Here is a 25,872-nt window from a genome sequence, read left to right as displayed (position 1 = left end):
CTCGATACGGAGACGGATTCCTCGCGGATTCGTGCGGCGTGCCCCGGCTTCCCGGCGCTGAAGCGGACAGGGGGAACCGGCCACGTCGTCCCGCGCGGGACGGTGTGGCCGATGTCGGGGCGGGGGGTGCCCCCGGCCGGTTCGACAGCGGCGGACGGAACTCGCGGGATGCCACGGCGCCATCCTGGTTCCGCCTGCTTGAGCCCGGCTCGAACTCGAACTCAGCTCTGCCCGGGGGGAGTTGGCCGCACGGCGCGTGACAGCCGGCGCCGCCGGCGCCGGCTGTCACGGTTCACTGCGCGGACGGTCCACCGCTCAGTGCGCGGATGCCCGTGTCCGGTACTTGCTGCTGCCTACTTCGCGGACGCCCGCGCCAGGTAGTCCTCGACGGCGTCCGCGGCGACGGCCGGGCCGTCCACCTTGCGCATCGCCTCGCCCGTCGCGCGGGTGCGGTCGGCCACCGCACGGTCCGCAGCCACCTCGTCGACGGCCTTGGTCAGGCTCTCCACGCCGAAGTCGTCCCGGGTGAGCAGTCGGCCGAGGCCGAGCTCCTCGACGCGCAGGCCGTTGGCGTGCTGCTCGCTCATCTGCGGGACCACCACCATGGGGACGCCGTGGTAGAGCGACTCCATGACGCTGTTCATGCCGCCGTGGGTGACGAACAGCTCGGCCCGGCCGAGCACGTCGAGCTGCGGGACGCTGCGCCGTACGTCGAAGTTGCCCGGCAGCACGCCGAGTTCGGCCGGGTCGACGCTGTCGCCGACGGCCATGACCACGTCCCAGCGGGAGTCGGCGAACGCCTCGACGGCGGCCCCGAAGAACTCAGGCCAGCCGGTGGCGGCGGTGCCCAGGGAGACCAGCAGGACGGGGCGGTCCTGCGACGCGGGCTGCCAGCTGCCCTGGAACGCGGAGCGGTCGCCCAGGGAGGGTCCGACGAAGACGAACCGCTCGTCGAAGGTGTCCCCGTCGTAGTGGAAGTCCCGGGGCAGGAAGATGAGGCCGAGCCTCGGCGGTTCCATGAGGAATTCCATGGCCGTCCTCCCGGGGAATCCGAGCTCCGGCAGCATTCCTTCGAGCTTGGTGACCATCTCCATGACATTGGGGTCACTCAGTTCCGCCATGGGGAACTTGGCCTGGATGGAGAAGTGTTCGTTGACACCGTACGAGGGGAAGAGCCGCACCACCGGAATGTCCAGCTTCGCCGCGAGGAACCGGGCACCCCACGCCATGAAGTCGTGGAGGATCACATCGGGCCGGTTCTCCTGGTAGAAGTCCTCCACCTGGCTCACCAGTGAAGTGGCTTCTTCGAGCGTGCGCAGCGCTTCGCCGGAAATTGCTTCCTGGGTGAACGGATTCGTGTAGTACTGCCCGAAGACGGAGGTGTAGCGAACGGCCTCGGCACCCACCGCCTCGATGGCCGGAGCGAAATGATCCGTGGTGGTGCAAGTGACTCGATGGCCACGTCGCACGAGTTCGGCCACGACTCCCAATGTCGGGTTCAGATGTCCGAACGCAGGAAAATTGAAGAATGCGATGTGCGAGGTCATCGAGCACCTTCCCAGAGGTGAAAGGGATGTTGAGGCGGCAGTCCGGCAATGTACCAGCGGTCCAGTGCCGGCGCTCCCGTCAACAGCGGTGACCGATCAGAACGGAACGGTCATGCCCAGCGCCCCACGGAGGCTTCCCAGTTGACCCCCGTGGTAGGAGTCGTGGAGTTGCATCAGCGAGAGCGCGGACCCGAGCTTGCTGAGACGCGTCTTCCAGTATTCGTCAAGCGGAGCTTGAATCTCGACCGGGCACTCGCGGTGCAGATCCTCGACGGTGAGGGTGGCCACGAGGCCCCGCAGCCGCTGATGGATCTGCTTGTACAGGGAGACCATCTCGTCCAGCGTCGGCGCTCCCTCCCAGTCCACCTTGTCGCAGTCGTTGGCCCACTTCTCGTAGAATTCGAGCGAAAGCGCGATGCCGCCTTCCTGGTAAAGACCCGACACATAGTCCTTCGCGCACATCAGGTGGCCGAGGAACCAGAGGGCGGGCATGTGCCCCTCGGGGGCGTGGCGCGCACTTTCGTTGTCGAATCCGTCGATGAGTTCCAGGATCAGCTCGTAGGCGAGATCGTATTCCTGGAGCAAATGCGAACCGAGCAGCTCGGTCTCCGGCGAAACCGGGGCAATGGTCATTTCTTCCTCCTCTGCTGAGCCAACCTGGCCCGCACTTCGTCAAATGTGGGAAGCGTCGGCGAACTGCTCTCCCAGCGCGCCCCCTCCCAGCCGTAAGCGAGTTTCCTCGTCCTGCGCACGGCGTTCATGTGGGCTTCGGACCCAAGGAATCCCTGCAGCGCCTCCTCGTCCGTCCAGATGGCGAGCGCGCGTGAACTCATCCAGCATTTCTGGGAGATGGCGAACGTGGCGGCCAGCAGTCCCTCGCGCTGCCAGAGCTCGTCCAGCAGCACCCGGTTCAGATCGGTGGCGATCTCGATCGCACCGGGCTTGGGCCAGCCGCCGGACGTGGCCACGACGTAGCTGTCCGGCAGCGGGGCCGCAGGGGCGCCGGTCCCCGGGTCGATCGCCGGGCCGGTCCACGGCACCACGATCTCCAGGTCGGACTCGTCGCAGGCGGCGAACTCCTCAAGGGTGGTGGGCACGGGGCGCTGCTCCGTGCCCGGCGGGGCCGTCATGCCACGGCCCCCTTGCGCCGCACCGGCAGCTGTACGAACTCCGAGATGAGCAGGCGCAGCACCAGCATCTTGGACTCGCCGTGCAGCTCCAGGGTCGGCAGGACGGGCAGCAGGGCGCGGAACATGGCGCGCAGTTCGGCCCTGGCCAGGGCGGCGCCGATGCAGCGGTGTTCGCCGTTGCCGCCGAACGCGATGTGCCGGTTCGGACTGCGGGTGATGTCGAACGCGTACGGGTCGGGAAAGGCCTCCGGGTCCCGGTTGGCCGCGGGGAAGAACATGGCCACGGTCTCGCCCTTGCGGATGCGCCGACCGCGGATCTCCGTGTCCTGCAGGGCGGTCCTGCACATCACGACGGCGACCGAGGTCCAGCGCAGGATCTCCTCGACGGCCCCGTCCAGGAGCGTCGGGTCGTCGATCAGCTTCTGCAGTTGGTCCGGGTTCTCCAGGAACGCCTTGATGCCGCCCGCGATGGCGTTGCGCGCGGTTCCGTTGCCCGCCTGCACCAGGTTGAACAGCTGGTACGAGATGTCGTGGAAGGCGAGCGGGTCGCCGAGGACGGACGCCTTGGCCAGCCGGCTCAGTACGTCCGTGCCGCTGCCGCCGCCCTCCGCCATCCGTGTGCGGGCCAGCTCCGACATGTACCGGTCCAGCTCGATCATGGCGTTCATGAAGCGCACCTGCGCGTCTTCGCCCTCCTCCTGCTTGTAGCCCTTGTGGAAGGCGGAGGCGGTGTCCTGGTGGACGGCGAAGAGGTGGTCCCAGTCCTCGTGGGGGACGCCGAGCAGGTCGAAGATGGCGGCCAGCGGCAGCCGGGCGGCGAGGTCGTGCGCCACGTCCGCGGTGCCGTGCTCGTCGAGGCGCTCGACGAGTTCGGCGACGTAGCCGGTGGAGAGGTCGTAGAAGCGTTCCTCCATCGCGGCCATCGCCTTGGGCGTGAAGCAGGGGTACATGGCCTGCCGGACCTGGCGGTGCAGCGGAGCGTCCATGAAGCCGAGCCCGGCGGGGTAGTCGGCGACGTGGCCGTAGACCTGGCTGCGCCGTTCGCGCTCCGTCTCCCACGGCTCGATCTCGTCGGGCGTCTCGACCGCCGTGCGCTGGCGGCAGGAGAACAGCTGGGGGCTGCGCGCGACCAGGGAGATGTCCTCGTGGGCGGTCAGGGCCCAGAACGGCTCGTAGCCGGGGCGCTGGTACCAGTGGACGGGAGACTCGGTGCGCAGCCGGTCCCACTCCTCCCACGGGTAGCCCTTCTCGTCGTACAGCTGCTCACTGGTGATGTCGATCTCGGCGAGCGACTGCCCGGCGTCTGCGAGTGGTTGCATGGCGTTCTTCCCTTCAGCTCGGGGTGTTCTTCAGCAGGAACTCGACGATCGACGTCACGGTCTGCGCGCGCCGCGCGGGCTCGTCGAAGCCCGCGTCGAGGAGCGTGGCCGAGGGGGCCCGCTCTGCGATCCACCGGGCCACGCCCTCGGGTTGGCACGGGGCGCGGCCCGGCAGCACCAGCAGCGGCGCGGCGCACTCGGTGATCCACTCGTCGGGGACGGAGAACAGGCGGTGTCCTTCGGGCAGCAGCGCGTCCCGGAAGCGCACCAGCAGGGTGATGTACTTCTCCCGCCGCAGGGCGAGCACGTCCGCGCGGAACTGCGCGTCGTCGTGCAGCCGCTGGGCGAACGGTCCGGCCTGCGGGTTGGCGGCGAACACTCCGTTCGTGGCGGCGGCCTCGAAGACGGCACCGAGCCCTTCGGTCTCGGGGTCGTCGAGCCCGGCGGCGCGCGGCAGCCGCATCGCCTCGTCGAAGGGCGTGAAGAAGTCCCCCAGGGTGTTGGTGGTGTCGCGGCCCGCCGGCTCCTGGGCGACCACCGAGCACACCCGGTCGGGCGCCGTGCGCGCGAGCCGCCAGGCCTGCGCGCAGCCGAACTCGGCGGCCACCACGTGCGCCCGGGCGGCGCCGACCTCGTCGAGGACGGCGAGGTGGTCGGCCGCCGACTCCTCGTACGAGAACGGCGCGGCGGGAGCGCTGCTGCGGCCGGTGTGCCGCTGGTCCACGGCGATCACCTTGAAGTGCCGGGACAGCTCGCCCACCGGGTCGTAGAGGTCGTCGCCCCACGAGGCACTGCGGCCGCTCACGCCGCCGGGGGCGAGCAGCAGGACCGGAAAGCCCTCGCCGTGCACCTCGTAGTGGATCCGTGCGCCGTCCGGCCGGACTGTCTCAGACATCGTTTTCTCCCCTGCCTCGTTCCATCGCCGCCATCAGCTCTGCGGCCATGGCTTCACAGTTGTCGATCGGCGCCGCGTGGCTGCCGTCGATGACGCGGTGCACGAACTGACCGCGCGTCAGGTTCTGCCAGCCCTCCATGGTTCCTTCCGGGAGTACGGGGTCGTCCTTCGCCGAGACGGCGACGACGGGGATGCGCAGCGGTTCGCGCGCGTCGTCGCGCAAGGAGTCCCGGTGGTTCGTCGAGAGGATCGCGTCGTGGCGGAGTGCCTCGCTGTACGTGGTGAGGAGCTCGGCGTTGGCCAGGATGTCGTCGGGGAGGATTCCCTTGAACGCGTCCGCGAGTTCGTCGGTGGACGCCCGGTCGAGCGTCTTGGCGAGGTCTTCCATCTGCCGCATCGCGGGCGGCACCTCCACGAACGGTGGCAGCGCGCACGCGGGCACCAGCGTCAGCGGCGGCGCGTCCGGCAGGGCGCCGATCGCGTGCGCCAGCTCCCAGGCCATCCAGGAGCCCTGGCTGTGGCCGTAGACGACGGTCGGCACCGGGGTGCGGTCCGACAGTTCGGCGGTCACGGCCGACACGACCTCCGCCATGGACGTGGCGGGCGCCTCGTCGGCCCGGCCGGCCCGCCCCGGCATCTGCACGGCGAGCAGTTCCACGCCGTCGGGGAGGTGGCGGATCAGCGGCACATGGCCGGCGGTCGTTCCGCCGCCTCCGGCGACACAGACGATCCTGGCGTGCGGCCGGGCCGCGGGCTTCAGCGTCCGCAGCCACCGGCCGGACCCGCCCGGCGCTCCGGACCCGCCGACGCCTGCCTCGTCGGCCGGGCCGCCGGCCGGGTGCTCCGTCAGGCCCTCGGTCGGGTCCTCCGTCAGGCCCCCGGTCAGGTGCTCGGTCAGGTGCCCGGCGACGCCCAGGCAGCCTTCCTCTCCCAGGATGATCCGCAGCGGGACGGTCAGGCCGGTGCGCCGGGCGAGCCGGCTGCGCAGGCCGACGGCCACCAGCGAGTCCATGCCGAGCTGGAACAGCGGCCGGTCGGCGGCGAGTTCCCCGGCCGGCGTGCCGAGGGCCGTCGCGGCCTCCTGCACGACGAGTTCCAGCACGGCCGGCAGCCGGTCGCGGGCGGCCAGCGCGGCGATCCGCTCCGGGAAGCCGGCCTGCCGCTCCCGGGTCACCGCCGGGGCCTCGGCGGCCTGCTGCTCCGTCTGCTTCCTGAGCCAGTCCGCCAGGAGCGAAGTGACGTCCGCGACGCTGTCCTTGAGGCTGCCGGGAGCGTCCAGCAGCTCCATGACCCGGTCCGTGCGGCCGGCCCGCACCGCGTCCCAGAGCGGTTCGCCGGCGAGGGCCTGCGCGGTGCGCGGCGAGCGCGGGGCCTGCTTCCAGTAGCGCTCGCGCTGGAAGGCGTACGTCGGCAACGGCAGCAACGCACCCGGTCGGCCCGGTCCTTCGAGGACCCTGTCCCAGTCGAGGGGGTGCCCCTGGACGTGCAGCAGCCCCAGGTTGCGCAGGAGCTGATCCGGTCCGCCGTGTCCGCGGGCCAGCGACGCCACGACGATGCCGTCGTGCGCGGCGGTCGCGTCCGTCAGCGGTATCGCCAGCACGGGGTGCGCGGAGACCTCCACGAACACCGTGTGGCCGTCGGCCAGGAGCGCGTCCAGGGCCTTGTCGAAGCGCACCGTCTGCCGGAGGTTCCGGCACCAGTACTCCGCGTCCAGGTTCCCGCCGTCCAGCAGGCCGCCCGTGACGGTCGAGTAGAACGCGACGTCCCCGCCCCGGGGCCGCAGCCCGGCGAACTCTTCCGCCAGGCCCGGCAGCATCGGGTCCATCTGTGCGCTGTGCGACGCGTGGGTCACCCCCCGGACCGCCCGGGCGAACACGCCCCGCTCCTGCAGGGACGACACCAGTGCGGCCAGCTCCGCGGCCTGCCCCGCGACCACCGTCGAGCCCGCCGTGTTCACCGCCGCCACGGACAGCGCCTCTCCGTACGGGGCGAGGAGCTCCTCCACGTCCGCCACCGGACGTTCCACGACCGCCATGCCGCCCCGGCCCGTGTACCCGAGGACCGCCCGGGAGCGCTGCGCCACCACCTGCGCGCCCTGCTCCAGGGAGAGTGCGCCGCTCACGACCGCGGCGACCACCTCGCCCTGCGAATGGCCCACCACGGCGGAGGGCTCGACGCCGTGCGCGCGCCACACCGCTGCCAGTGCCACGCCCATCGCGAACAGCGCGGGCTGGACCACGTCCGCCCGGTCCAGCGGGAGGCTCTCGTCCTGCGTCCCCGCCAGGACCTCCCGCACCGACCAGCCGGTGAAGGGCCGCAGCGCCGCGTCGCACGCGTCCACCGCCGCCGCGAACACCTCGCTCGACGCCAGCAGTTCACGTCCCATCCCCGCCCACTGCCCACCCTGGCCCGGGAACACGAACACGGCCTTCCCCGGCCGCCCCGCCACGCCGGAGACCACTGCCTCGTGCGTACCGCCCGCCGCGAGGGCGCGCAGAGCCTCGGCCGCCTCGCCGACGGTGCTCGCCGTCACCGCACCCCGTGCGTCGAAGTGCTTGCGGTGTACGCCCGCGGTGCGCGCCACATCGGCGAGGGAGACGTCCGTACGGCTCTCCAGCCACTGCGCCCACCGGCCGGCCTGCTCGCGCAGCGCCGCCTCGTCACGGCCCGAGACGACCAGCGGAACCGGTCCCCGGCACGCCGCGTCCGCGGCGTCGGCAGGCTCGCCGACCGGCGCCTCCTCCAGGACGAGGTGCGCGTTCGTACCGCCGAGGCCGAAGGCGCTGACGCCGGCCCTGCGCGGGCCATGACCCTGCTCCCAGTGCTTCAACTCCGTGTTCACATAAAGGAGTTCGGGGTCGAGGTCCATCTCGGGGTTGGGCTTGTCGAAGTGCAGGCTCGGCACGAGCTGCCGGTGGTGGAGGGAGAGGGCGGCCTTGATGAGGCCGGCGACTCCCGCCGTCACGTCGGTGTGACCGATGTTCGTCTTCACCGAGCCGATGGCGCACGGCTCGGTGCGGTCGGCGCCGCCGAGGACCTGTTGCAGTGCCTGGACCTCGATCGGGTCGCCCAGGGTGGTGCCGGTGCCGTGCGCCTCGATGTATCCGATGCTGTCCGCGCTCACGCCCGCGTCCGCGTGGGCCGCCGCGATGACGCGGGCCTGGCCGTCGACGCTGGGCGCGGTGAAACCGACCTTGTGGGAACCGTCGTTGTTGATGGCGCTGCCCCGGATGACGGCGTAGACGCGGTCGCCGGCGGCCAGCGCGTCGGAGAGGCGGCGCAGCACCACCACGCCGACGCCGTTGCCGAGGACCGTGCCCGCGCCGTCCTCGTCGAACGCCCGGCACGCGCCGTCGGGCGAGAACACCAGGCCCTCCTGGTGGAAGTACCCCTGTTCCAGCGGGTAGCTGAGCGACGCACCGCCCGCCAGGGCGAGGTCGGACTCGCCGCGCAGCAGGCTCTCGCGGGCCAGATGGGTGGCGACCAGGCTGGTGGAGCAGGCCGTCTGGACGGTCAGGGCGGGGCCGCGCAGGTTCAGTTTGTGCGCGACCCGGGTGGCCAGGAAGTCGTTCTTCGTACCGAGCATCGTGCGGTAGAAGTCGGACATCTCGACGGCGTCGTCGCTGTTGAGGTAGCCGCCCTGCCCGGCGCCCGCGAAGACGCCGATGGCGCCGTCGAAGCGGTCCGGCACCTGGCCCGCGTGTTCCAGGGCCTGCCAGGAGCACTCCAGGAACAGCCGGTGCTGCGGGTCCATCGTCTCCGCCTCGGCGGGCATGACGCCGAAGAACTCCGCGTCGAAGCGGTCGGCGTCCGCCACGAAGCCCTTGGCGGGTACGTAGTCGGGGTCGGCCAGCACGTCGTCCGGGAGGCCGGCGGCCCGGAGCTCCTCGGGGGTGAACCGCCGGATCGACTCGGTCCCGTTCTTGAGGTTGTGCCAGAACGTCTCGACGTCGGGGGCGCCCGGCAGCCTGGCCGCGAAGCCGACGATCGCGACCGCGTCGTCGTCGGTCCGCCCGCGGCGGCCGGTGGGCCTGCCGGTGGCGGGAGCCTGTGACCCGCCGCCCAGGAAGGCCGCCAGCTGCCGGACGGTCGGGTGGCGGAAGAGCGCGGAGAGCGGGAACTCCCGTCCCAGCCCCTCGCAGATCGTCTGGTGGGCGCGGAGCGCGGTCATCGAGCTGGCGCCCAGGTCGAAGAACCCGCGGTCGCGGTCCACGTGGGCGACGTCGAGCACGCTCGCCCACGCGCGGGCGACGAGGTCCTCCAGCGAACCGCCGGGCCCGTCACCGGCAGGGGCCACGGCGGCCGCGGGCACCGCGCCCGCGGGGCCGGGGGCGGGCAGCGCCAGGATGGCGTGGCGGTCCACCTTCTTGTTCGGCGTGTGCGGCAGCTCGTCCATGCGCACGAACCGGGCGGGCACCATGAAGGACGGCACCCGGGCGAGGAAGTGGCGCAGCAACTCGTCGTCACCGTCCTCGCCGCCGTCCTCGCCGGCGGCGACCCAGTACAGGCAGAGCCTCGGGTCGTCGTCCTCGTCCCGGCGGACCACGGCCGCGCACTCGGCGACCGCGGCGTGCTCGCCGCCGACCGCCTCGACCTCACCGAGTTCGATGCGGTGGCCGTACAGCTTGATCTGCGCGTCGCTGCGGCCGCAGTACTCCAGGCTGCCGTCTGCCCGGTAGCGGACCACGTCCCCGGTCCCGTACATGCGGGCGCCGTCCGTCCCGGCGAACGGGTCATCGACGAACCGCTCGGCGGTGAGTTCGGGGCGGCCCAGATAGCCGCGGGTCACGCCGAGACCGCCGATGTAGAGCTCGCCCCGGCTCCCGCGGGGCACCCTGGCCCCGTACTGGTCGAGAAGGTAGAGGCGGGTGTTGCGCACGGCGTCGCCCAGGGAGACCTCGCCGGGCTCCACGTGCCAGGTGGTGGACCACACCGTCGTCTCGGACGGACCGTAGATGTTCGTGACGCCCCGGCACATGCCGGTGAGCCGCGCCGCGAGACCGCGGTCGAGGGCCTCTCCGCCGACGATCATCCGGTCGAGGCCGCGCAGCAGGGCGCGTCCGGCGGAGTCCGCGAGGAGCAGCCTGGCCAGCGACGGGGTGCACTGCAGATGGGTCGGCCCGTACGAGCGGTAGGACGGCCATTCGCCGACGCTGCCCTGGGCGATCACCACGCGGTAGCCGCGGGTCAGCGTCCACAGCAGCTCGACCGTCGAGATGTCGAAGGACGGGCTGGTGACGGCGAGCCAGGTGTCGCCGGTGCCGCCGCCGATCCGTTCGTCGACCGCGTGGCAGAAGTTGACGAACTGGCTGTGCTCGATGAGTACGCCCTTGGGCCGGCCCGTCGAACCCGACGTGTAGATGACGTACGCCAGATCGGTGAGGGCGGGCGGGGTGAGCGGTGGCAGCGCGTCGCCCTCGGGGACGGAGGCGGTGCCCGGGTCGTCGGCGAGCACCACGCGCACGCCCGTCCCGGCGAGGTCGGCGGCGGTCGCACCGCGGGTGACGACCACTTCGACGCCGCTGTCCTCGACGACGTACTGGACCCTGGCCCGCGGGTATCCCGGGTCCACCGGCAGGTACGCCCCGCCGGCGAGCCAGACGGCGAGCGCGGAGACGACGAGCTCGGCGGACCTGGGCAGATGGACGCCGACGGGGGTCTGCGCGCCCACTCCGGCGGCGCGCAGCCTCTCCGCGAGCGCGGCCGCGCGCCACACCGTCTCGCGGTAGGTCAGCTCGTGGCCGTCGGACACGAGGGCCGTGGCGTCGGGTGTGCGGCGGGCCTGGTCCCAGATCAGTTCGAGGGCGGACGCCGTGCCGGGAGCGTGCGGGGCGCTCGTACCGCCGCGCTCGACGAGCCAGTCCAGTTCGGCGTCGGCGAGCAGCCGCAGCCGGCTGAGGGGGAGCTCCGGGTCCTGTGCGATCGCGTCGAGCAGCACCCGGAAGTTGTCGGCCATGCGCTGTGCTCCGGCGCGGTCGACGACGTGCGCCTGGTACTCCAGCTCGCCGCGCAGCTCGTCGCCACAGGGGATGAGCGTGATGCCGAGCTCGAACTTGGAGGCTCCCGCGACGTTGCCCGCGAGGCTGCCATCCGACGGCAGGTTCCACGCTCCCGCGCCCTCGCCCACGGTCGGCATGGCGGCGCCGCCGTAGTTGAACACGGCGCGGAACAGCGGGTTCTCCTCCCCCGTGCGGCGGCTGCCCACCGCGCGGACGACCTCGGTGAGGGGGACGGTCTGGTGCTCGAACACGCCGCGCACCCGGGGCGACATGGTGGTGAGCAGCTCGTCGAACCGCGGGTTCCCGCCGAGGTCGCAGCGGAGCGGGAGGGTGTTCGCGAGGAAGCCGAAGGTGCCCGTGGTGCCGGGGAGTTCACGGCTCGACCAGACGGTGCCGACGGCGAAGTCGTCCTGTCCCGTGCAGCGCGCGAGGAGGGTGGCGAAGGCGCTGACCAGCACCGTGTACGGGGTGACCGAGGTACGGGCGGCGAGCTCCTCAAGGCGTGCGCGCAGCTCGGCGGGCACCGTGAAGTACACGGTGTCGCCGCCCTCGGCGCCTTCGGGGACGCTGTCGGGGCCGGGCGGGAACTCCAGTCGCTCCACACCCTCCAGCTGGGCGGCGAAGAAGCTCAGGTCCTCGTCGAAGAGCCCCTCCTCGATGCTGCGCCGCTCCCAGGCCGCGTAGTCCCCGAGGTGGAACTCGGCCTGGGCGCCGTCCGGTTCGCGGCCCGCGTCGTACTCCTGGTAGGCGTGGAACAGCTCCATCAGGAACAGCGAGAGCGACCAGCCGTCGGTGACGGCGTGGTGCAGGCTGAAGCAGACCAGCTGGTCGTCCGCCGCGAGGTCCAGGACCCGGCAGCGCAGCAGCGAGTCGCCGCCGAGGTCGAACGGTTCCTGTTCCTCGTGCCGGATGTGTGCGTCGAGTGCGTCGGGGCCCTGCCCGCACAGGTCCTCGAAGACGACCCGGGCCGGTGCGGGCGGGTGCACGACCTGGACGAGTTCGCCGTCGCGCGACTGAAGTCCGGTGCGCAGCGCCTCGTGCCTGGCGGTGATCCAGTCGAGGGCCCGGGTCAGGGTGGTGTGGTCCAGGGGCCTGGCCGTGCGGATCCGCAGCGCCACCTTGTACTGGGGCGAGCCCGGGTTCATCCGCTCCAGGAACCACAGTCGGCGCTGGCCCTCGGTGGCCGGGTGGACGTCGCGGGCCCCGGCACGCTCCAGAGGCAGCGCCGCCGGGCCGTCGGCCGCCGTCGCGAGGACGTCGTCGAGCAGGTGCGCGGCCAGGTCCCGGGCGGTGGGGTGGGTGAAGGCGAGGTTCGGCGGGAGGACGGCGCCGACGAGGTCGCACAGGCGGTTGCGCAGTTGCAGGCCCATGATCGAGTCGAGGCCGAGTTCCTGCAGCCGCTTGTCCGCGGGTACGGGTTCGTCGGCGCCCAGCGCTGCCGCGGCCTCGCGCCGGACGGTGTCGGTGAGCGCGTCGAGCCGCTCGTGCTCCGGCAGGGCGGCCAGCCGGCCGCGCAGTCCTGCGGCTTTGCGGGGGCCGGCGGCGTCCGCCGCCGGGGTGGCCCCGGGCCGGGCCGCGGTGGCGGGTCCCCGGCCCGCCACCGGCAGGTCGGCCCAGTGGCGGCGGCGCTGGAAGGCGTAGGTGGGCAGGTCGGCGGCGTCCGCGGCGGACACGGCGCCCAGGGCCCGGGTCCAGTCGGCCGGGTACCCCTGGGTGTGCAACACACCCAGGGAGCGCAGCAGTTCGCCCAGGTCGCCGCGGTCCCGGGTGAGGCTGCCCACGACCGCGCCCCGTACGTCGGCGGACGCGCTGGTCAGTGCCATGCCGAGGACGGGGTGCGGGCTGATCTCGATGAAGACGTCGTGTCCCTCGGAGACCAGGCCGTGCAGCGCCCGGTCCATGCGGACGGTTTCGCGGACGTTGCGGCACCAGTACGCGGCGTCGAGCGCCTCCCCTTCGAGCACACCGCCGGTGACGGTGGAGTGGAACGGCACGGCGGAGGGGCGCGGGGCCAGTCCGTCGAGCTGCTCGGCCAGCCATGGCAGGACCGGGTCGACGTGGGCGCTGTGGCCCGCGGTGTCGGACTGGATGCGGCGGCTGAACACGTCGCGGCCCGCCAGCCCGGCCAGGAGTTCCTCGACCGCTTCCACGTCGCCGGAGACGACGGCCGAGGCGGGGGTGTTGACGACGGCCACGGAGAGAGCGGCGCCCCAGGGGGCGATCAGCGCCTCGACCTCGGCGACCGGCATCTCCACGAGCGCCATGGCGCCCCGGCCGCTGCACTCGCGCAGCTGGCCCTGCGAACGCAGGGCCGTCAGGCGGGCGCCGTCCTCCAGGGAGAGCGCGCCGGCGACGACAGCGGCCGGCACCTCGCCCTGGCTGGAGCCGACCACGGCGGCGGGCTCCACGCCCAGGGACCGCCACAGCTCGGCAAGGCCGATCATCATGGCGAACAGCGCGGGCTGCAGCACGTCGATCCGGTCGAAGGGCGGGAGTTCCCCGCCGGACCCGGTGCCGGGCTCCTCGCGCAGCAGGTCGAGGACCGACCAGCCGGTCCACGGTTTCAGCGCGGCGTCGCACTCCTCCACCGCCCGGCGGAACACGTCGGACCCGGCCAGCAGTCGGCGGCCCATGCCGGCCCACTGACTGCCCTGGCCGGGGAAGACGAAGACGGTCCTGCCACGCTCGCGCGCCGTGCCCACCACGGTGTCGGGGTGCGGCAGCCCGTCGGCGAGGTCCCGCAGCTTCCGGGCGGCGTCCGCGGCGCCGGACGCGGGCACCGAGGCGCGTGTCTCCAGACGCGAGCGCCGCTGGGCCGCCGTGCGCACCACGTCGGGGAAAGGCACGTCCGGGTGGGCGTCCAGCCAGTCCGCCCAGCGTGCCGCCTGGGCGCCGAGGGCCTGCTCGTCGTGGGCCGAGAGGACCAGCGGAAGCCGTTCCGGGAGGTCGGCCTCGGAGGCGGCACCGGCGACGTCCTCGGGGGCGCCGGCGCCGGGACTCTCACCGGCCGGAGCAGCGTCGGCCGGAGCAGCGTCGGCCGGGGCGGCCGGGGCGGCCGGGGCGGCCGGGGCGGCCGGGGCGGCCGGGGCCTCCTCCAGGACGACATGGGCGTTGGTGCCGCTGATGCCGAAGGCCGAGACTCCCGCGCGGCGGGTGCGCTCGCCGGAGGGCCAGGCGCACGCCTCCCGCAGCAGCGCGAGGCCGCTGCCCTCCCAGGCGATGTGCGGACTCGGCCGGTCGACGTGCAGGGTCCTGGGCAGGGTCTCGTGCTGGAGTGCGAGGACCATCTTCATGATGCCGACGACCCCGGCGGCGGCCTGCGCGTGCCCGATGTTCGACTTCGACGAACCGAGGCGGACCGGTGCTCCGGCCGCCCGGCCCGGGCCGAAGACCTCGGCGAGCGCCCCGGCCTCGATGGGGTCGCCCAGCGGCGTTCCCGTGCCGTGGGCCTCGATGGCGTCGATGTCCGACGGCACGAGGCGGCCGGCCGCGAGCGCGTCCTGGATGACCCGCTGCTGCGCCGGGCCGTTGGGGGCGGTGAGCCCCTGGCTGCGGCCGTCCTGGTTGACCGCCGAGCTGCGGACCAGCGCGAGGACGCGGTCTCCGTCGCGCCGGGCCGCGGAGAGCTTCTTCAGTACGAGGACGCCGACGCCCTCCGCCCAGCCGCCGCCGTCCGCCCCGTCCGAGAAGCTCTTGCACCGTCCGTCGGGCGACATCGCGCCGAGCCGGCTGGACTCCACGAACATGCCGGGCGAACTCATCACCGTCACACCGCCGGCCAGCGCGGTGTCGCACTCGCCGTTGCGCAGCGCGGTGGCGGCCAGGTGGAGGGCGACCAGGGACGAGGAGCAGGCCGTGTCCACGGTGACGGCGGGCCCCTGCAGGCCGAGTGCGTAGGAGACCCGGCCGGAGATGACGCTGCCCGACACTCCGGTGCCCTGGTATCCGTCGAGGACTTCCAGGTCGGCGCTGATCGTCTCGTAGTCGGGTCGCATCGCCCCGATGTAGACGCCGGTACGGCTCCCCTTGACCTGGTCGGCCCGCAGTCCGGCCCGTTCCAGCGCTTCCCAGGACGCTTCGAGGACCAGGCGCTGCTGGGGGTCCATCGACTGTGCCTCGCGCGGCGAGATGCCGAAGAAGTCCGCGTCGAACTGCTCGATGCCGTCCAGGAAGCCGCCCTCGCGGGCGTAGCTCTTGCCCCGGGCCGCCGGGTCGGGGTCGTACAGGTCGAAGGCGTCCCACCGCGACGGCAGGGGGCCGATCGCGTCGCGCTCCCCGGCGAGCAGGTCCCAGAACTCCTCGGGCGTGGTGACGCCGCCCGGCAGCCGGCAGGCCATCGCGACGACGGCCACGGGCTCGTACCGCTGGTTCTCCAACTCGGCGTTGATTTCCTTGAGTTGGAGGACGGCGGCCATGGCCCGCCGGAGTCGATCCTCGTTGGCCTGGGCGTTCATCTCTGCCTTCCGTCTCTCCAGCAGTGCGGTGGCGGGGTGTCGGGTGTACGGGGCGGGCGGTCGGCCCACGGCCGGGTTCGGGACGCGCGTGACGTCCGGGGACATCGACGACGGGGAGGAGGAGAGCGGCACGTGCGCGCCGGGCGGCGGGCGGTCCCGCTCCCCGGCGAACGGGACGGGCGGCAGCCGGCCGGAGGACACCGTGCGCCCGATGCCCTCCCCGTGCTCCTGTGGGACGCCCGTCGTCGGAGAGCCTGGCCGTGCGGGCTGGAGCGGCGCCTGAGCTGTGGTCGAAGCCGCGCCGCGACCGGGACCGGTCCGGGTCTCAGTGCCGCTCGGCCCGGTGGACGACCGCGGGCCGGACGGGACCGGGGTCGGGGGCGGGCTCGGGGTCGGGGGCGGGGGCGGGCTCGGGGTCGGGGGCCGGGGCGGGCTCGCGCCGTGCGACGTCGGCGAGCGGGGCCGGGCCCGCCGGGGCGAGCGCCCTGTGCAGGGCGGGCCGGTTCAGTACGGTGCCGCGGGCGGCGACGTAGCCGTCCGGGCGGACCAGGGTCCAGCCGCCGGGTGCGAGGCCCAGCGCGGTGCGCAGCTTGCCCGCCGGGTCGGGGAGCGGGGCCGGTCCCTCGGACTCGTCGCCGCCGACGGTCCTGACCGACAGCCACTCGCCGTACTGGGCGGCCGCGGTGAAGGCCACTCCGGCGGGAACGTCGCCCGGCCCCCGGCCGCCCGCCGCGAGCAGCAGGGCCCAGCGGGGGTCGCGGAGTTCGGCGGCGAACTCCCGGCAGCCCTCATCGCTCATGTCGTGCACCGGGGCGGCGGTGATCCGCCTGCCGGGGCCCGGTGGCGGGGCGGTGGCGGAGCGGCCCGCAGGGGCCGTTCCGGTCCCCTCGACGCGGGAGTCGGAGACGCTCAGCGACGACTCCCCGTAGCCGATCCGCAGCCCCGACATCCCGCCGAGCACCTTGCGCTGCAGGGCGCGGCGCAGGGGTGTCACGGTGCGCACGACGGACAGGACGACGGGCAGCGCCACACCGGCGAGCAGGTTCTTCAGCTGGAGGAGGGAGGTGGCGGTGCGGGTGGAACCGAGCAGCCGCGCTCCTACGGGGACGCGCTCCTCGCTGTAGGTGTGGAGCAGTTCCCGGCGCGCATGGCCCTGTTCGACCATGGCGAGCTTCCAGGCGAGGTTGTACGCGTCCTGGACGCCGGTGTTCATGCCCTGCCCCGAGGCGGGGCTGTGCACGTGGGCGGCGTCGCCGGCCACGAAGACGCGGCCGTCCTGCATGCGCTCCACCATCCGCTGCTGGAAGGTGAACACGGAGGTCCACGAGCTCTCGCCGACCCGCACGGTACGGCCGAAGCCCTTGGTGAGCTTCTCGGTGAGGCGTTCCTCGACACTGCGCGGGTCGGCCCGGCGCCCCACGGGCGCCATGTCGAGCAACCGCCACTGGCCGTCGCGGGCGTACGGCACCATCATCAGCGCCTGTCCGCCGGTGTGCGTCCAGTAGATGGTGTCGGGCGGGAGGCTGGTGGCGACGGGTGCGTCGGCGAGCATCCAGGTCTCGCTGCTCTCCCCGACGAGTTCGAGTCCGAGCTGTTTGCGTACGGTGCTGTGCCCGCCGTCGCAGCCGACCAGCCACGAGGCCGTGACGCTCTCCTCGGTGCCGTCGGCGTGTGCGAGGTCGGCCCGCACGCCGTGCTCGTCCTGGGTGAAGCCCGTGAGGCGCACCCCCCACTCGACCTCGACGCCGAGCCGGGACAGGGCCGTCCGCAGCACGGACTCGGTCTCGCTCTGCCCGATGACGAGGGTGTACGGGTACGAGGTCGGCATCCGCGCGTAGTCGGCCTCCAGCCGGACCAGGCGGCGCCCCTGCGCGTACATGGTGAACGCACGGTTCCTGCGGCCCCGGGAGAGCAGGCCGTAGACGATGCCCATCTGGTGGTACGTCTCCAGGGTGCGCGGGTGCATGGCGACGGCGCGGCTGGTGCGGGCGGGGCCGCGTGCGCCGTCGACCAGCCGCACCCGCAGTCCGCGGCGGGCCAGTTCGTGGGCGGCGGTCAGGCCGACGGGACCGGCGCCCGCGATCACCACTTGGAGCCGGTCGGTGCGCGCCGGCGGTCTGCTGTCGAAGGTCACCATGGTCTGCTCCGGGGTCGGTTGCGGGTGGGCTCGGCGCTGTGCGGAGGACTGCGGGCCGCGGCGGTCGCACGGTGGCCCGGCGTTTCGGGCGGGCCCGGAGGGTGCGCCGTCCGGGCTTGCCGGCCGGAGTGCGCGGGCTTCGAGGACGCGGGCTTCGAGGACACGGGCTTCGAGGACGCGGATCTGTTCGAAGGGGGCGAGGCGTTCGTCGGCCCGCGCGGCGATCGGGTCGAGCACCGCGGGGACGCGGGGGGCACCGGGGTCCGTCAGGAAGGGCGAGGACGTGGGCCACGCCCACCGGGCACCGGGCCCTTTTCCGGTCCGTTCGCGCACCTCCGGCCCCGGCTCCGGCCGGCGGCCACGTGCACCGCTGAGGTGGCTCTCACCGTCCGCCCCACTGCTTGAGGAATCTTCGAAGGTTGCTCGAACCGTGCTGCGGGAACGGTCGGGTGCCGACGCCGGTCAGGGCCGTGCCCCGGCCTCCGCCATCAGCACGGGCACGGGCACGGCCCGGCCCGCAGGGGCCGCGGCAGTACGAACTCCTCGGGCGCCGCCCGCCGCCAGGGAAAGCCGTGATGCAGCTGCAGGACCGGCTCCTCGTCGGGTCCCACCAGCACGGCGACGGCCACGAGCACACCGGGGGCCGGCTCCAGCTCGACGAAGCGCCAGCGCTCGGGGCAGTCGTCGTCGGGCGGCCGGAAGGAGACGACGCCCCGGTCCTCGGCGAGGGTGAACGCGAAGGAGTCGAAGGACAGTCCGAGGCCGAGGCCGCGCCCCTTGGAATAGGCCTCCTTCAGCGTCCACAGCCGCAGCACCCGCCGGTCACGCTCGCGTCCCACGGCCCGCGCCACCCACTCCCGTTCCTCGCGGGCGAAGGTCCCACTGATGACGTCGAGACTCCGGTGCCCGCGGTCGAGCCGCTCGACGTCGACGCCGATGCGATGCCTGCGCACCACCCCGAGCACGTTGTGCCCGTCGGCGTGCGACAGGTTGAAGTCCAGCTGGCGGCCGCCGCGCGGCAGCCCTTCCGCGGGCTTCTGCAGGAACGGGCGGCCCCGTGAGGAACGCCAGATCACCGACTCCGCCTCGGGGATTCCGCTCTCCAGGGCGAGAACGCGGCGCACCAGCGCGTGTGCGACCAGGTACTGGCGCCGGTCGTGCTCGAACAGGAAGCGCCCGGCGGTCTCCTGCTCGTCCGCGTCCAGCCAGTGCGCCGCGAGGGCGACGGCGAGTTCCGGAGCGAGTTCGTCGTTGGGACAGAACCACAGCTTGACGGGCGTGACGGTGCCCGGTGGCATCCGACCGGGGCGTGGGTCCGCCGCGACAGTAGTCATCCGGCCGGCGCGGTCCCGGCTGCGCGCACGTCCGCGTCCACGGGCAGGAGCGAGGTGACGTGGTCGGCCAGCGCCGTGAGGTTCGGGTGGCCGTACAGCGTGACTGCGTACTCGCGCAGTCCGTACACGCGGTTGAGGACCGCGACGAACTCCGTGCCCCGCGTGGAGTCCACGCCGAGGGCGTAGAAGGGCGCCTTGGTGTCGATGTCCCAGGGATCGCAGTACAGGATGTGGGCGAGCTCCTCCCGCAGGACATCGAGTACGGGAAGGCCCTGCGGGCCGGGCGGAGGGGTGGGCACGGGTGCGTGCATCGGGTCCCGCGCGGTCACGGACGACGCCGTCACCGGGCCCGTCTCCCGGGGCCGCTCCCCCGCCACGTAGCGTGCGAAGGCCGTCGGCGTGGGGTGGTCGACGAGTGCGGAGGCCTCGATCGAGGTGCCGTGGTGGGCATTGACGACGGCCACGTACTCCACGGAGAGCAGCGAGTCGAACCCGAACGTCCGGAAGGTCTGGTCCGGGTCGATCTGCTGGGGCTCCAGCCGCAGCAGACCGGCGAGCAGCCGCACGAGCCCGCTCAGCACGTCGGCGAACGGGGCGGCGGTCGACGGGAAGGACAGTTCGGTGACGGGCAGCGTACTGACGGGCTGTGTGCTGACGGGCAGCGTACTGACGGGCTGTGTGCTGACGGGCTGTGTCATGAGAGTGGCCTGCTCCTCACGGGCACGGGCGGGTTTCCCGTACGTCCTGGTCGTCCCGGGACGCGCGGCGCATCGAGACCTTCGCTTCGCCGGAGCCGAGGTAGTTGCCCTGTGCGTCGTAGATCTTGGAGATCCCGGAGCTTTGGAAGGTGGTGGCCTGCTGCACCGCCTGCTGGTTGATGTCGACCTGGCCGGTGAGGGTGCCGTCCGCTGCGAAGATCAGCTCCCTGATCTCGTACGAGAACGTGGACAGGCCCGTGGGGCGCCACTTGCCGGTGCCGCTGCCCAGGCCGCCGATCAGTTTCAGGCAGACCAGCCCGTCCGCGTGGAAGGAGAGGGTCAGCTCGTCCGATCCGGTGCCGTGCGTGACGGTGCCCTGCCAAGTGCCGATGGGCACGGACTGTACGGACTGCACGGACCGCACGGTTGTGGCCCGGGTCGCGGCTCCGGCCGGGGTCGTGACGCCTGCGGTGAGTGTCAGGCCCAGGGCGGCGCAGGCCGCGAGACGCAGGGTCGTCCGCTTCCGTGTCCGGGTGGGGGGTTGGGTGTTCATGGCCTGGGGGAGCCTTCCGCTGCGGCACGGCGTTCAAGCACGGTGTCGTAGAGGTTCGGGGAGCTGGTGCTCAGTGCGCGCAGTGCCTTCGCGTGCGGGACGAAGTCCGGGTGCTTGAGGGCCTGTTCGAAGTGCTCGCGGCTCTCCCACTCGGCGACGTTGACGTACTGGGCCGGGCGGTCGACGTGACGCAGCAGACGGTGGTTGAGGAAGCCGGGGCGGGCGCTGAAGAACCCCGAGGTCTTCTCGAAGGCCTCCTCGAACTCCGCGACGGTGCCGTGGACTTCGAAGGTGTTGACGAAGGTGATCATCGAAATTCCCTCTCCTTGCCTCTGGGTGCCGAGGTGCTCCTCGGATGGTGCCGCCCCGCGCTCGACAGGCACTCGAACGCGGGGCGGCGGACCGGAGAGGGGCAGGAGAGGGGCAGGAGAGGTGCCGCAGGGTTGCGCTACGCCCCCCGGGCCAGTCGCCCGGCGTGCCTGGCCGCGTTCTCCACTGCGGTGGCGAGCAGTTCGGCGTCGGCCTCGGTGCAGCCGGGCGGTGTGCCCAGCCTGCGCAGGTGGTGTGCGGACGGCACCGAGAGCTGCGGGCTCAGCGTGACGGCGGAGAGGTCTCCGCCGGTGAAGTAGGCCTGGTCCTGGGCGAGTTCGGATGCGGCCAGGCCCTGTTTCGCCGGGGCGGTCGTGGTGCCGCCGCTGCGTACCGCCCGCAGTTCGGCCAGCAGTTCCTCCCTGCTGCGGCCACGGAGGGCCGGGAGCAGGAAGGGGTTGTCCTCCAGGGCGTTGGCGAAGGTGTAGTGCACGGCGGCGCCGTGGGCGCAGGGGTTGCCGTTGTCCCGGCACACGCACTGCGAGTCGAGTTCGCCGCGGCGCGGGAAGAGGCCCAGTTCGACCTGGCCCAGGGTCTCGTCGATCTTCTCCGGCATGCGGCCCTCCAGCAGGCTCGCCGCGTGCTGGAGCTGGCCGGCCAGCGCCCGTACCCCTGCCGCCCACTGGTCGTCGGAGAAGACGGGCAGGTTGAGGGTGACCAGGCAGGTGCGCTTGGCCTGCTCGACGTGTGCCGTCACCGTTCCCGGCTGTACCTCCAGGCCGTGCACGGCGCCGTTGCGGGCCAGTGAACGGCCGCGCGGCAGGCGGGTGTTGGGGTAGGAGGCGCCGAGTGATTCCAGTGAGCGGATCCAGCGCCTGCTCCACCAGGTGGAGCCGAATTCCGGAGCGGGCTGCTTGTCGCGCGCGGTGCGGGCGGAGGTGGTGGTGCTCACTTGTCGTCTCCGGAATCTGCGAGCTGGACGAGGTCGAAGAGTGCCGCGTCGTCGAGTGCGCCCAGCCAGGTCTCGCTCGTCCCGACGACCGAGTCGGCCAGTGAACGCTTGCTCTCCAGCAGCGCGTCGATGCGCTCTTCGAACGTGTCGGCCGTGACGAGCTTGTGCACGTGCACGGTCTGGGTCTGCCCGATGCGGTGGGCTCGGTCGGTGGCCTGGTCCTCGACCGCCGGGTTCCACCAGCGGTCGTAGTGCAGGACGTGCGAGGCGCGGGTGAGGTTCAGTCCGAAGCCTCCCGCCTTGAGGCTGACGAGCAGGAGCGGGGACGCCGTGTCGCTGTGCTGGAACTCGTCGACCATCCGGTCGCGCTGTTCGGGCGGGGTGCTGCCGTTGAGGAACGGCACCCGGTCCAGGCCGAGTTGGTCCTGGAAGTGGCGGGCCAGCAGGTCGCCCATGACGCGGTACTGGGTGAAGACCAGGGCGCGGTGTCCGGCGGCCACCGCCTCGGAGAGCATTTCGGTGGCGCGCTCCAGTTTGCCGGAGCGGCCGGTGAGCTTCTCGTCCGCGGCGAGCCGGTCGCCCCGGCCCAGGTACTGGGCGGGGTGGTTGCAGATCTGCTTGAGTTCGGTGAGCAGCCGCAGGACGTTCCCCTGCCGGGCGATTCCGGTGCCGAGCGAGCCGTCGGTGTCGAAGGCCGACGCCACCGCGGCCCGGTAGAGGGAGACCTGTTCGGCGGTGAGGTTGCACGGCACCGTCGACTGGAGCTTCGCGGGCAGTTCCTCCACGACCGTCTTCTTCAGCCGGCGCAGGACGAAGGGCGCGGAGATGGTGCGCAGCCGCTCGGCCGCCTCCGGGTCCTTCTCGCGCTCGATGGGGTCGGCGAAGCGCTCCTTGAAGCGGCGGTGCGTTCCGAGCAGGCCCGGGTTGGCGAAGTTCATGATCGACCAGAGTTCGGACAGCCGGTTCTCGACGGGGGTGCCGGTCAGTGCCACGCGTGCCTGTGCGGTCAGTTGGGAGGCGGCGCGGGCCGCCTGCGCGGTGTGGTTCTTGATCTGCTGTGCCTCGTCGAGTACGGCGAGGTCCCAGTCGACGGACGTCAGCAGCTCGGCGTCCAGGCGCAGCAGCGCGTAGCTGGTGACCACGACGTCGCCCGGGGCGAACTCCGCGGCGTCGGTGGCCCGCCGGGATCCGTGGTGCCGCCGGACGGTGAGGCCGGGCGCGAAGCGTGCCAGCTCCCTCTCCCAGTTGCTCATCACGGACGTGGGGCACACCACCAGCTGCGGCCGTTCGCCGCTGCGGCCTGCGAGCAGGGCGATGGTCTGCAGGGTCTTGCCGAGGCCCATGTCGTCGGCGAGCAGGGCGCCGAAGCCGAGGCCCGTGAGCGACTGCAGCCAGGCGACTCCGGTGCGCTGGTACTCGCGCAACTCGGCCTGTACGCCTGCTAGTTCGGGTTCCTTGCGGGCGCCGGCCTGGCGCAGGTCGCCGACGAGGTCGGCGACCGATCCGACGGCCAGCGCCGGTACGTCGCCGAACTCCTCGGTCCGGTGGCGTCCGCACAGGACGACGGACAGCGCCTCCGCCATGGCCAGGCGTCCGGTGCTGCCGACCAGGGCGGCCAAGGCGTCGACGCGTTCGCAGTCCACCCGTACCCAGCGGTCCCGCCAGCGGGCGAGGGGCTCGCCGCGCGCGGCGAGGGCGGCCGTCTCCTCGACGGTCAGCACCTCGTCGCCGACGACGGCCTCCCAGCGGTAGGCGACCGTACGGCTGCGGCGGGCGGCTGCCGGGGAACCGGCCTTACCGCCGTGCCCGCCGGTGGCGGAGCTCCGGCGGGAGCCCACCCGCAGGCGTGGGGTGAGCACGCCGCCGTTCTCGCCGAGTTCGTCCGGGACGAGCACGCCGCAGCCCGCCGTACGCAGTGCCCGCCCGCCGTCGCCGAGCAGTGCGGCGGCCTGTCGTGCCGTCAGCCCGATCCGGGTCGGCCGGTCCTGCGTCAGGCAGGCGGCCACCGGGGGGAAGGTGCGCGCGGCGAGGGCCAGTCCTTCGGTGAGGGTCTCCTGCGGCCTGTCGAGGACCCGGTTGCCCACGGTCAGTGCCGAGGCGGCGGTCGCCCAGACGCGCTCCGCGGAGACCAGGACGTCCGGTTCGTCCACGGTCTGGAGGTGGAAGGTCAGCGGCCAGGGTTCGTCGGGCCCGGCGGGCAGGGCGAGTCGCAGGGCGATCCGTGCCGCCGCGCGTTCTCCTCCGACGGCGTCGGCCCACTCGGCGAGTTGGCGCTCCAGCGCTTCGTCCGGGACGTCGGTGCCGGCCGCAGTCCCCGGGCCGGTGAGGGCGCGCAGCCAGAGCCGCGGCCAGTCGTCGCCGTCGGTGTCCGTACTCGTAGAGGTGGCGGTGTCAGTGGCGGTGTCAGTGGCGGTGGCGCGGACGCAGGCGTCGGCCACCGCGTCGCAGAAGACGGTGAGCAGGGGGTACGGGGCCCAGACGCGCTGCTCGCCGCTTTCGTCGGCCGTACCGGGGTCGCCGCCCTGCGGGTCGGGGAGCCGCAGGGCGTGCGCGGCGCCCGGCAGCGCCTCGGCCAGCGCGACCAGTCGGGGGTCGCCGCCGAGGTCGGTCCGCCAGTGCGCGAAGGCGCGGCCCGTGCCGGAGCGGCGCAGTACCGGGGAGACGTGCCCCGCGGTGACGTGCTCCAGCGCGAGCCGCGCGGCGACGGCCCAGGCGCGTACGGACGGGCCGGGCCGCCCCGGATCCGACGAGCCGCCGTCCGCCGGACCGCCGTCCGGCAGGTCACGGTCCGACAGGTCGCGGTCCGGCCGGTCGTCGAGGGGCAGGGCCGCGAGCACGCGGACCGCCTCGCCGACCGGCACCAGCACCGCGGGTACGTCCACGCCGACCAGGGAGCCCTCCGAGGGCAGGAGGGTGGGCAGCCGTCCGGAGCCGGCGGTGGTGTCCCAGTCCCCGGATCCGAGGTCCTTCGCCCCTGCCGCCGGCTCCTGCGTGCCCCAGAAGGCGATGTTTCCCTCCCCCGGCACATAGGGGTGCGGAACGAATGTTGCTTGCAAGCGGCCGGGAAGCTCCGGTCGAACCATGGAACGGTCCTATTCTGCTCGGAACATGCACTCCAAAAACGCGGACAGCATAAAGCACAGTGCCCGCGAATTTCACAGTCCCGGCCCGAGCACGGCAGTCGGTCAGGCAGTCCCGAGAGGTTGATCGGCCGTTCTATTCGTCGCGTGCCGGGCCCGTGTACCAGCTTTCGGGATCCACGTCGCGGGGCACCCAGGAAGGGGCTCCCTGTTCGGCATTGACCGCCTTTTCGATGACCACGAGATTATGGTGGACATGGACGCCGCTTATGTTCCGGTCAGTATAGGAAAGGTCGGAATTCTCCCCGGCCGGCCTCTCCTGGTGGTTCAGCCCGTCCAGCAGTCCCTTGACCATGCCCATCGAGGTCCGGGGGGCGTTGAGGTCGGTGGCGTCGCCGCCCCAGCCCGGCCAGTAGGCGGTCTGGGTGTCCTCGATGACGTAGAGGCCGCCGGGCTTCACGTGCGGGAAGAGGGCCTGGAACGAGATCAGCACATGGTGGTTGAGGTGGCTGCCGTCGTCGATGACGATGTCGAAGGGGCCGATGTCGGCGGCGAGCTTCGCGAGGTACTCGGGGTCGCCCTGGTCTCCGCGCAGCGGCAGTACGCGCGGCTCCGCGATGCCGTGCTTCTCGTAGATGTCGAGGCCGTGCACCGTGCCCCGGGGGAAGTAGTGCTTCCACATGCGCAGGGACGCGCCGCCCTGGTCGGGGGCGTCGTATCCACCGATGCCGATCTCCAGGAGGGTGACCGGGCTGTTGCGCAGCGGGGCGAAGTAGCGGTCGTAGTGCGGGGTGTACCAGTGGCCGCCCCACTTGTCCGACTCGAAGCGGACGGCGAGCTCGTTCAGTGAGCGCTCCGGGCGGGACAGCGCCCCGCTCAGCTGGTGCAGGGCGGTGACCGCCGCGGCCCGCTGGGTGATCACCGGGTCGGCCGGGTCCATGACGGGACGCTCCGGGTCAGCGACGCGCGGGGCGAAGGTGGCGTCGTGCCTGCCGGGCGCCCCGTACACGGCGCGGAGCAGCTCGACGAGGTCCTGGGTGAAGCCCGCGAGCGCGTCCGGCGCGGGGCCCGGCCGCACTTCGGCGGAGCCGCCGCCGAGGACGACTTCGTACTCCAGCGTCTCCGCGCCCAGCCGGAGGGTCGCTCGGACCGCCGTCTTCCCGGCCGGTTCGGGGAAGAGCAGGGCCCGGGAGCTCAGCTCGCCGAGCAGTGCGGTGGCGCAGCGGTCGGGCCCGAGCTCCCTCAGGCGTGCGGCCACCTCGTCGGCCTGACCGTCGGCCAGGCCGATAAGGGTGCTCTCCAGCGTGTGGGCGACGTCTGCGGGCATGGACGCTCCTTCGGTGGCTTCGCTTCGATGGTCGGGCGGCCGCGGAAAGGCCTGCGCCGAACGCTAGGAAGGGCTGCTTGAGGGCGGCTCGATCCGCGCTGGTGCGGCGTGCGGAGTCCGGCGCGGCGACGGCTTCGA

14 protein-coding genes are annotated in these 25,872 nt (G+C 72.7%); all 14 read right to left on the bottom strand.

Translation table 11 applies throughout. The annotated features are described in order from the left end of the window. Positions 1 to 353 precede the first annotated feature (353 nt). Positions 354 to 1,547: a macrolide family glycosyltransferase gene (locus ACH4SP_RS37485; RefSeq protein WP_398422029.1), complete on the bottom strand. Its 1,194-nt coding sequence runs from the start codon at positions 1,545 to 1,547 to the stop codon at positions 354 to 356. Positions 1,548 to 1,643: 96 nt separating this feature from the next. After that, on the bottom strand, positions 1,644 to 2,180 hold the full coding sequence (locus tag ACH4SP_RS37480) for a DinB family protein (protein WP_398422027.1): 537 nt from the start codon (positions 2,178 to 2,180) through the stop codon (positions 1,644 to 1,646). Then, the gene (locus ACH4SP_RS37475; protein WP_398422025.1) at positions 2,177 to 2,677 is read right to left on the bottom strand and encodes a hypothetical protein; all 501 of its coding nucleotides are present in this window, start codon (positions 2,675 to 2,677) and stop codon (positions 2,177 to 2,179) included. Before ACH4SP_RS37475 ends, ACH4SP_RS37480 begins: the two co-directional genes overlap by 4 nt. Further along, positions 2,674 to 3,996, bottom strand: a complete 1,323-nt coding sequence (locus ACH4SP_RS37470; RefSeq protein WP_398422023.1) for a cytochrome P450 — start codon at positions 3,994 to 3,996, stop codon at positions 2,674 to 2,676. The genes ACH4SP_RS37475 and ACH4SP_RS37470 overlap by 4 nt, the downstream gene beginning before the upstream one ends. A 13-nt stretch (positions 3,997 to 4,009) precedes the next feature. Continuing rightward, positions 4,010 to 4,891 (bottom strand): alpha/beta fold hydrolase, encoded by an 882-nt coding sequence (locus ACH4SP_RS37465; protein ID WP_398422021.1) that lies wholly within the window; start codon positions 4,889 to 4,891, stop codon positions 4,010 to 4,012. Further along, the gene (locus ACH4SP_RS37460) at positions 4,884 to 15,545 is read right to left on the bottom strand and encodes an amino acid adenylation domain-containing protein (protein WP_398422019.1); all 10,662 of its coding nucleotides are present in this window, start codon (positions 15,543 to 15,545) and stop codon (positions 4,884 to 4,886) included. Before ACH4SP_RS37460 ends, ACH4SP_RS37465 begins: the two co-directional genes overlap by 8 nt. A gap of 124 nt (positions 15,546 to 15,669) precedes the next feature. Next, on the bottom strand, positions 15,670 to 17,718 hold the full coding sequence (locus ACH4SP_RS37455; protein WP_398422017.1) for an FAD-dependent oxidoreductase: 2,049 nt from the start codon (positions 17,716 to 17,718) through the stop codon (positions 15,670 to 15,672). 251 nt (positions 17,719 to 17,969) lie between these two features. After that, complete coding sequence (locus ACH4SP_RS37450) at positions 17,970 to 18,779, bottom strand: 4'-phosphopantetheinyl transferase family protein (RefSeq protein WP_398422015.1); 810 nt, start codon at positions 18,777 to 18,779, stop codon at positions 17,970 to 17,972. 32 nt (positions 18,780 to 18,811) lie between these two features. Next, positions 18,812 to 19,513, bottom strand: coding sequence for an acyl carrier protein (locus ACH4SP_RS37445; protein ID WP_398422013.1), 702 nt, complete (start codon positions 19,511 to 19,513; stop codon positions 18,812 to 18,814). Positions 19,514 to 19,529: 16 nt separating this feature from the next. Further along, entirely contained in the window at positions 19,530 to 20,066 is a 537-nt protein-coding gene (locus tag ACH4SP_RS37440) for a hypothetical protein (RefSeq protein WP_398422011.1), read from the bottom strand. Beyond that, positions 20,063 to 20,377 carry an antibiotic biosynthesis monooxygenase family protein gene (locus ACH4SP_RS37435; protein ID WP_398422009.1) on the bottom strand — a complete coding sequence of 105 codons (315 nt, stop codon included), beginning with the start codon at positions 20,375 to 20,377 and terminating at the stop codon, positions 20,063 to 20,065. The genes ACH4SP_RS37440 and ACH4SP_RS37435 overlap by 4 nt, the downstream gene beginning before the upstream one ends. A 137-nt stretch (positions 20,378 to 20,514) precedes the next feature. Then, positions 20,515 to 21,327 carry an SWIM zinc finger family protein gene (locus ACH4SP_RS37430; RefSeq protein WP_398422007.1) on the bottom strand — a complete coding sequence of 271 codons (813 nt, stop codon included), beginning with the start codon at positions 21,325 to 21,327 and terminating at the stop codon, positions 20,515 to 20,517. Beyond that, positions 21,324 to 24,383 carry a DEAD/DEAH box helicase gene (locus tag ACH4SP_RS37425; RefSeq protein ID WP_398422005.1) on the bottom strand — a complete coding sequence of 1,020 codons (3,060 nt, stop codon included), beginning with the start codon at positions 24,381 to 24,383 and terminating at the stop codon, positions 21,324 to 21,326. Before ACH4SP_RS37425 ends, ACH4SP_RS37430 begins: the two co-directional genes overlap by 4 nt. Before the next feature lie 160 nt (positions 24,384 to 24,543). Beyond that, positions 24,544 to 25,734, bottom strand: a complete 1,191-nt coding sequence (locus ACH4SP_RS37420; protein ID WP_398422003.1) for a hypothetical protein — start codon at positions 25,732 to 25,734, stop codon at positions 24,544 to 24,546. Positions 25,735 to 25,872: the final 138 nt, after the last annotated feature.

The sequence above is a fragment of the Streptomyces sp. NPDC021093 genome (assembly GCF_044333135.1).
Lineage (GTDB): Bacteria > Actinomycetota > Actinomycetes > Streptomycetales > Streptomycetaceae > Streptomyces.
The sequence above is the reverse complement of the archived record's forward strand: the minus strand, read 5'-3'. Positions and strand labels throughout refer to the sequence as shown.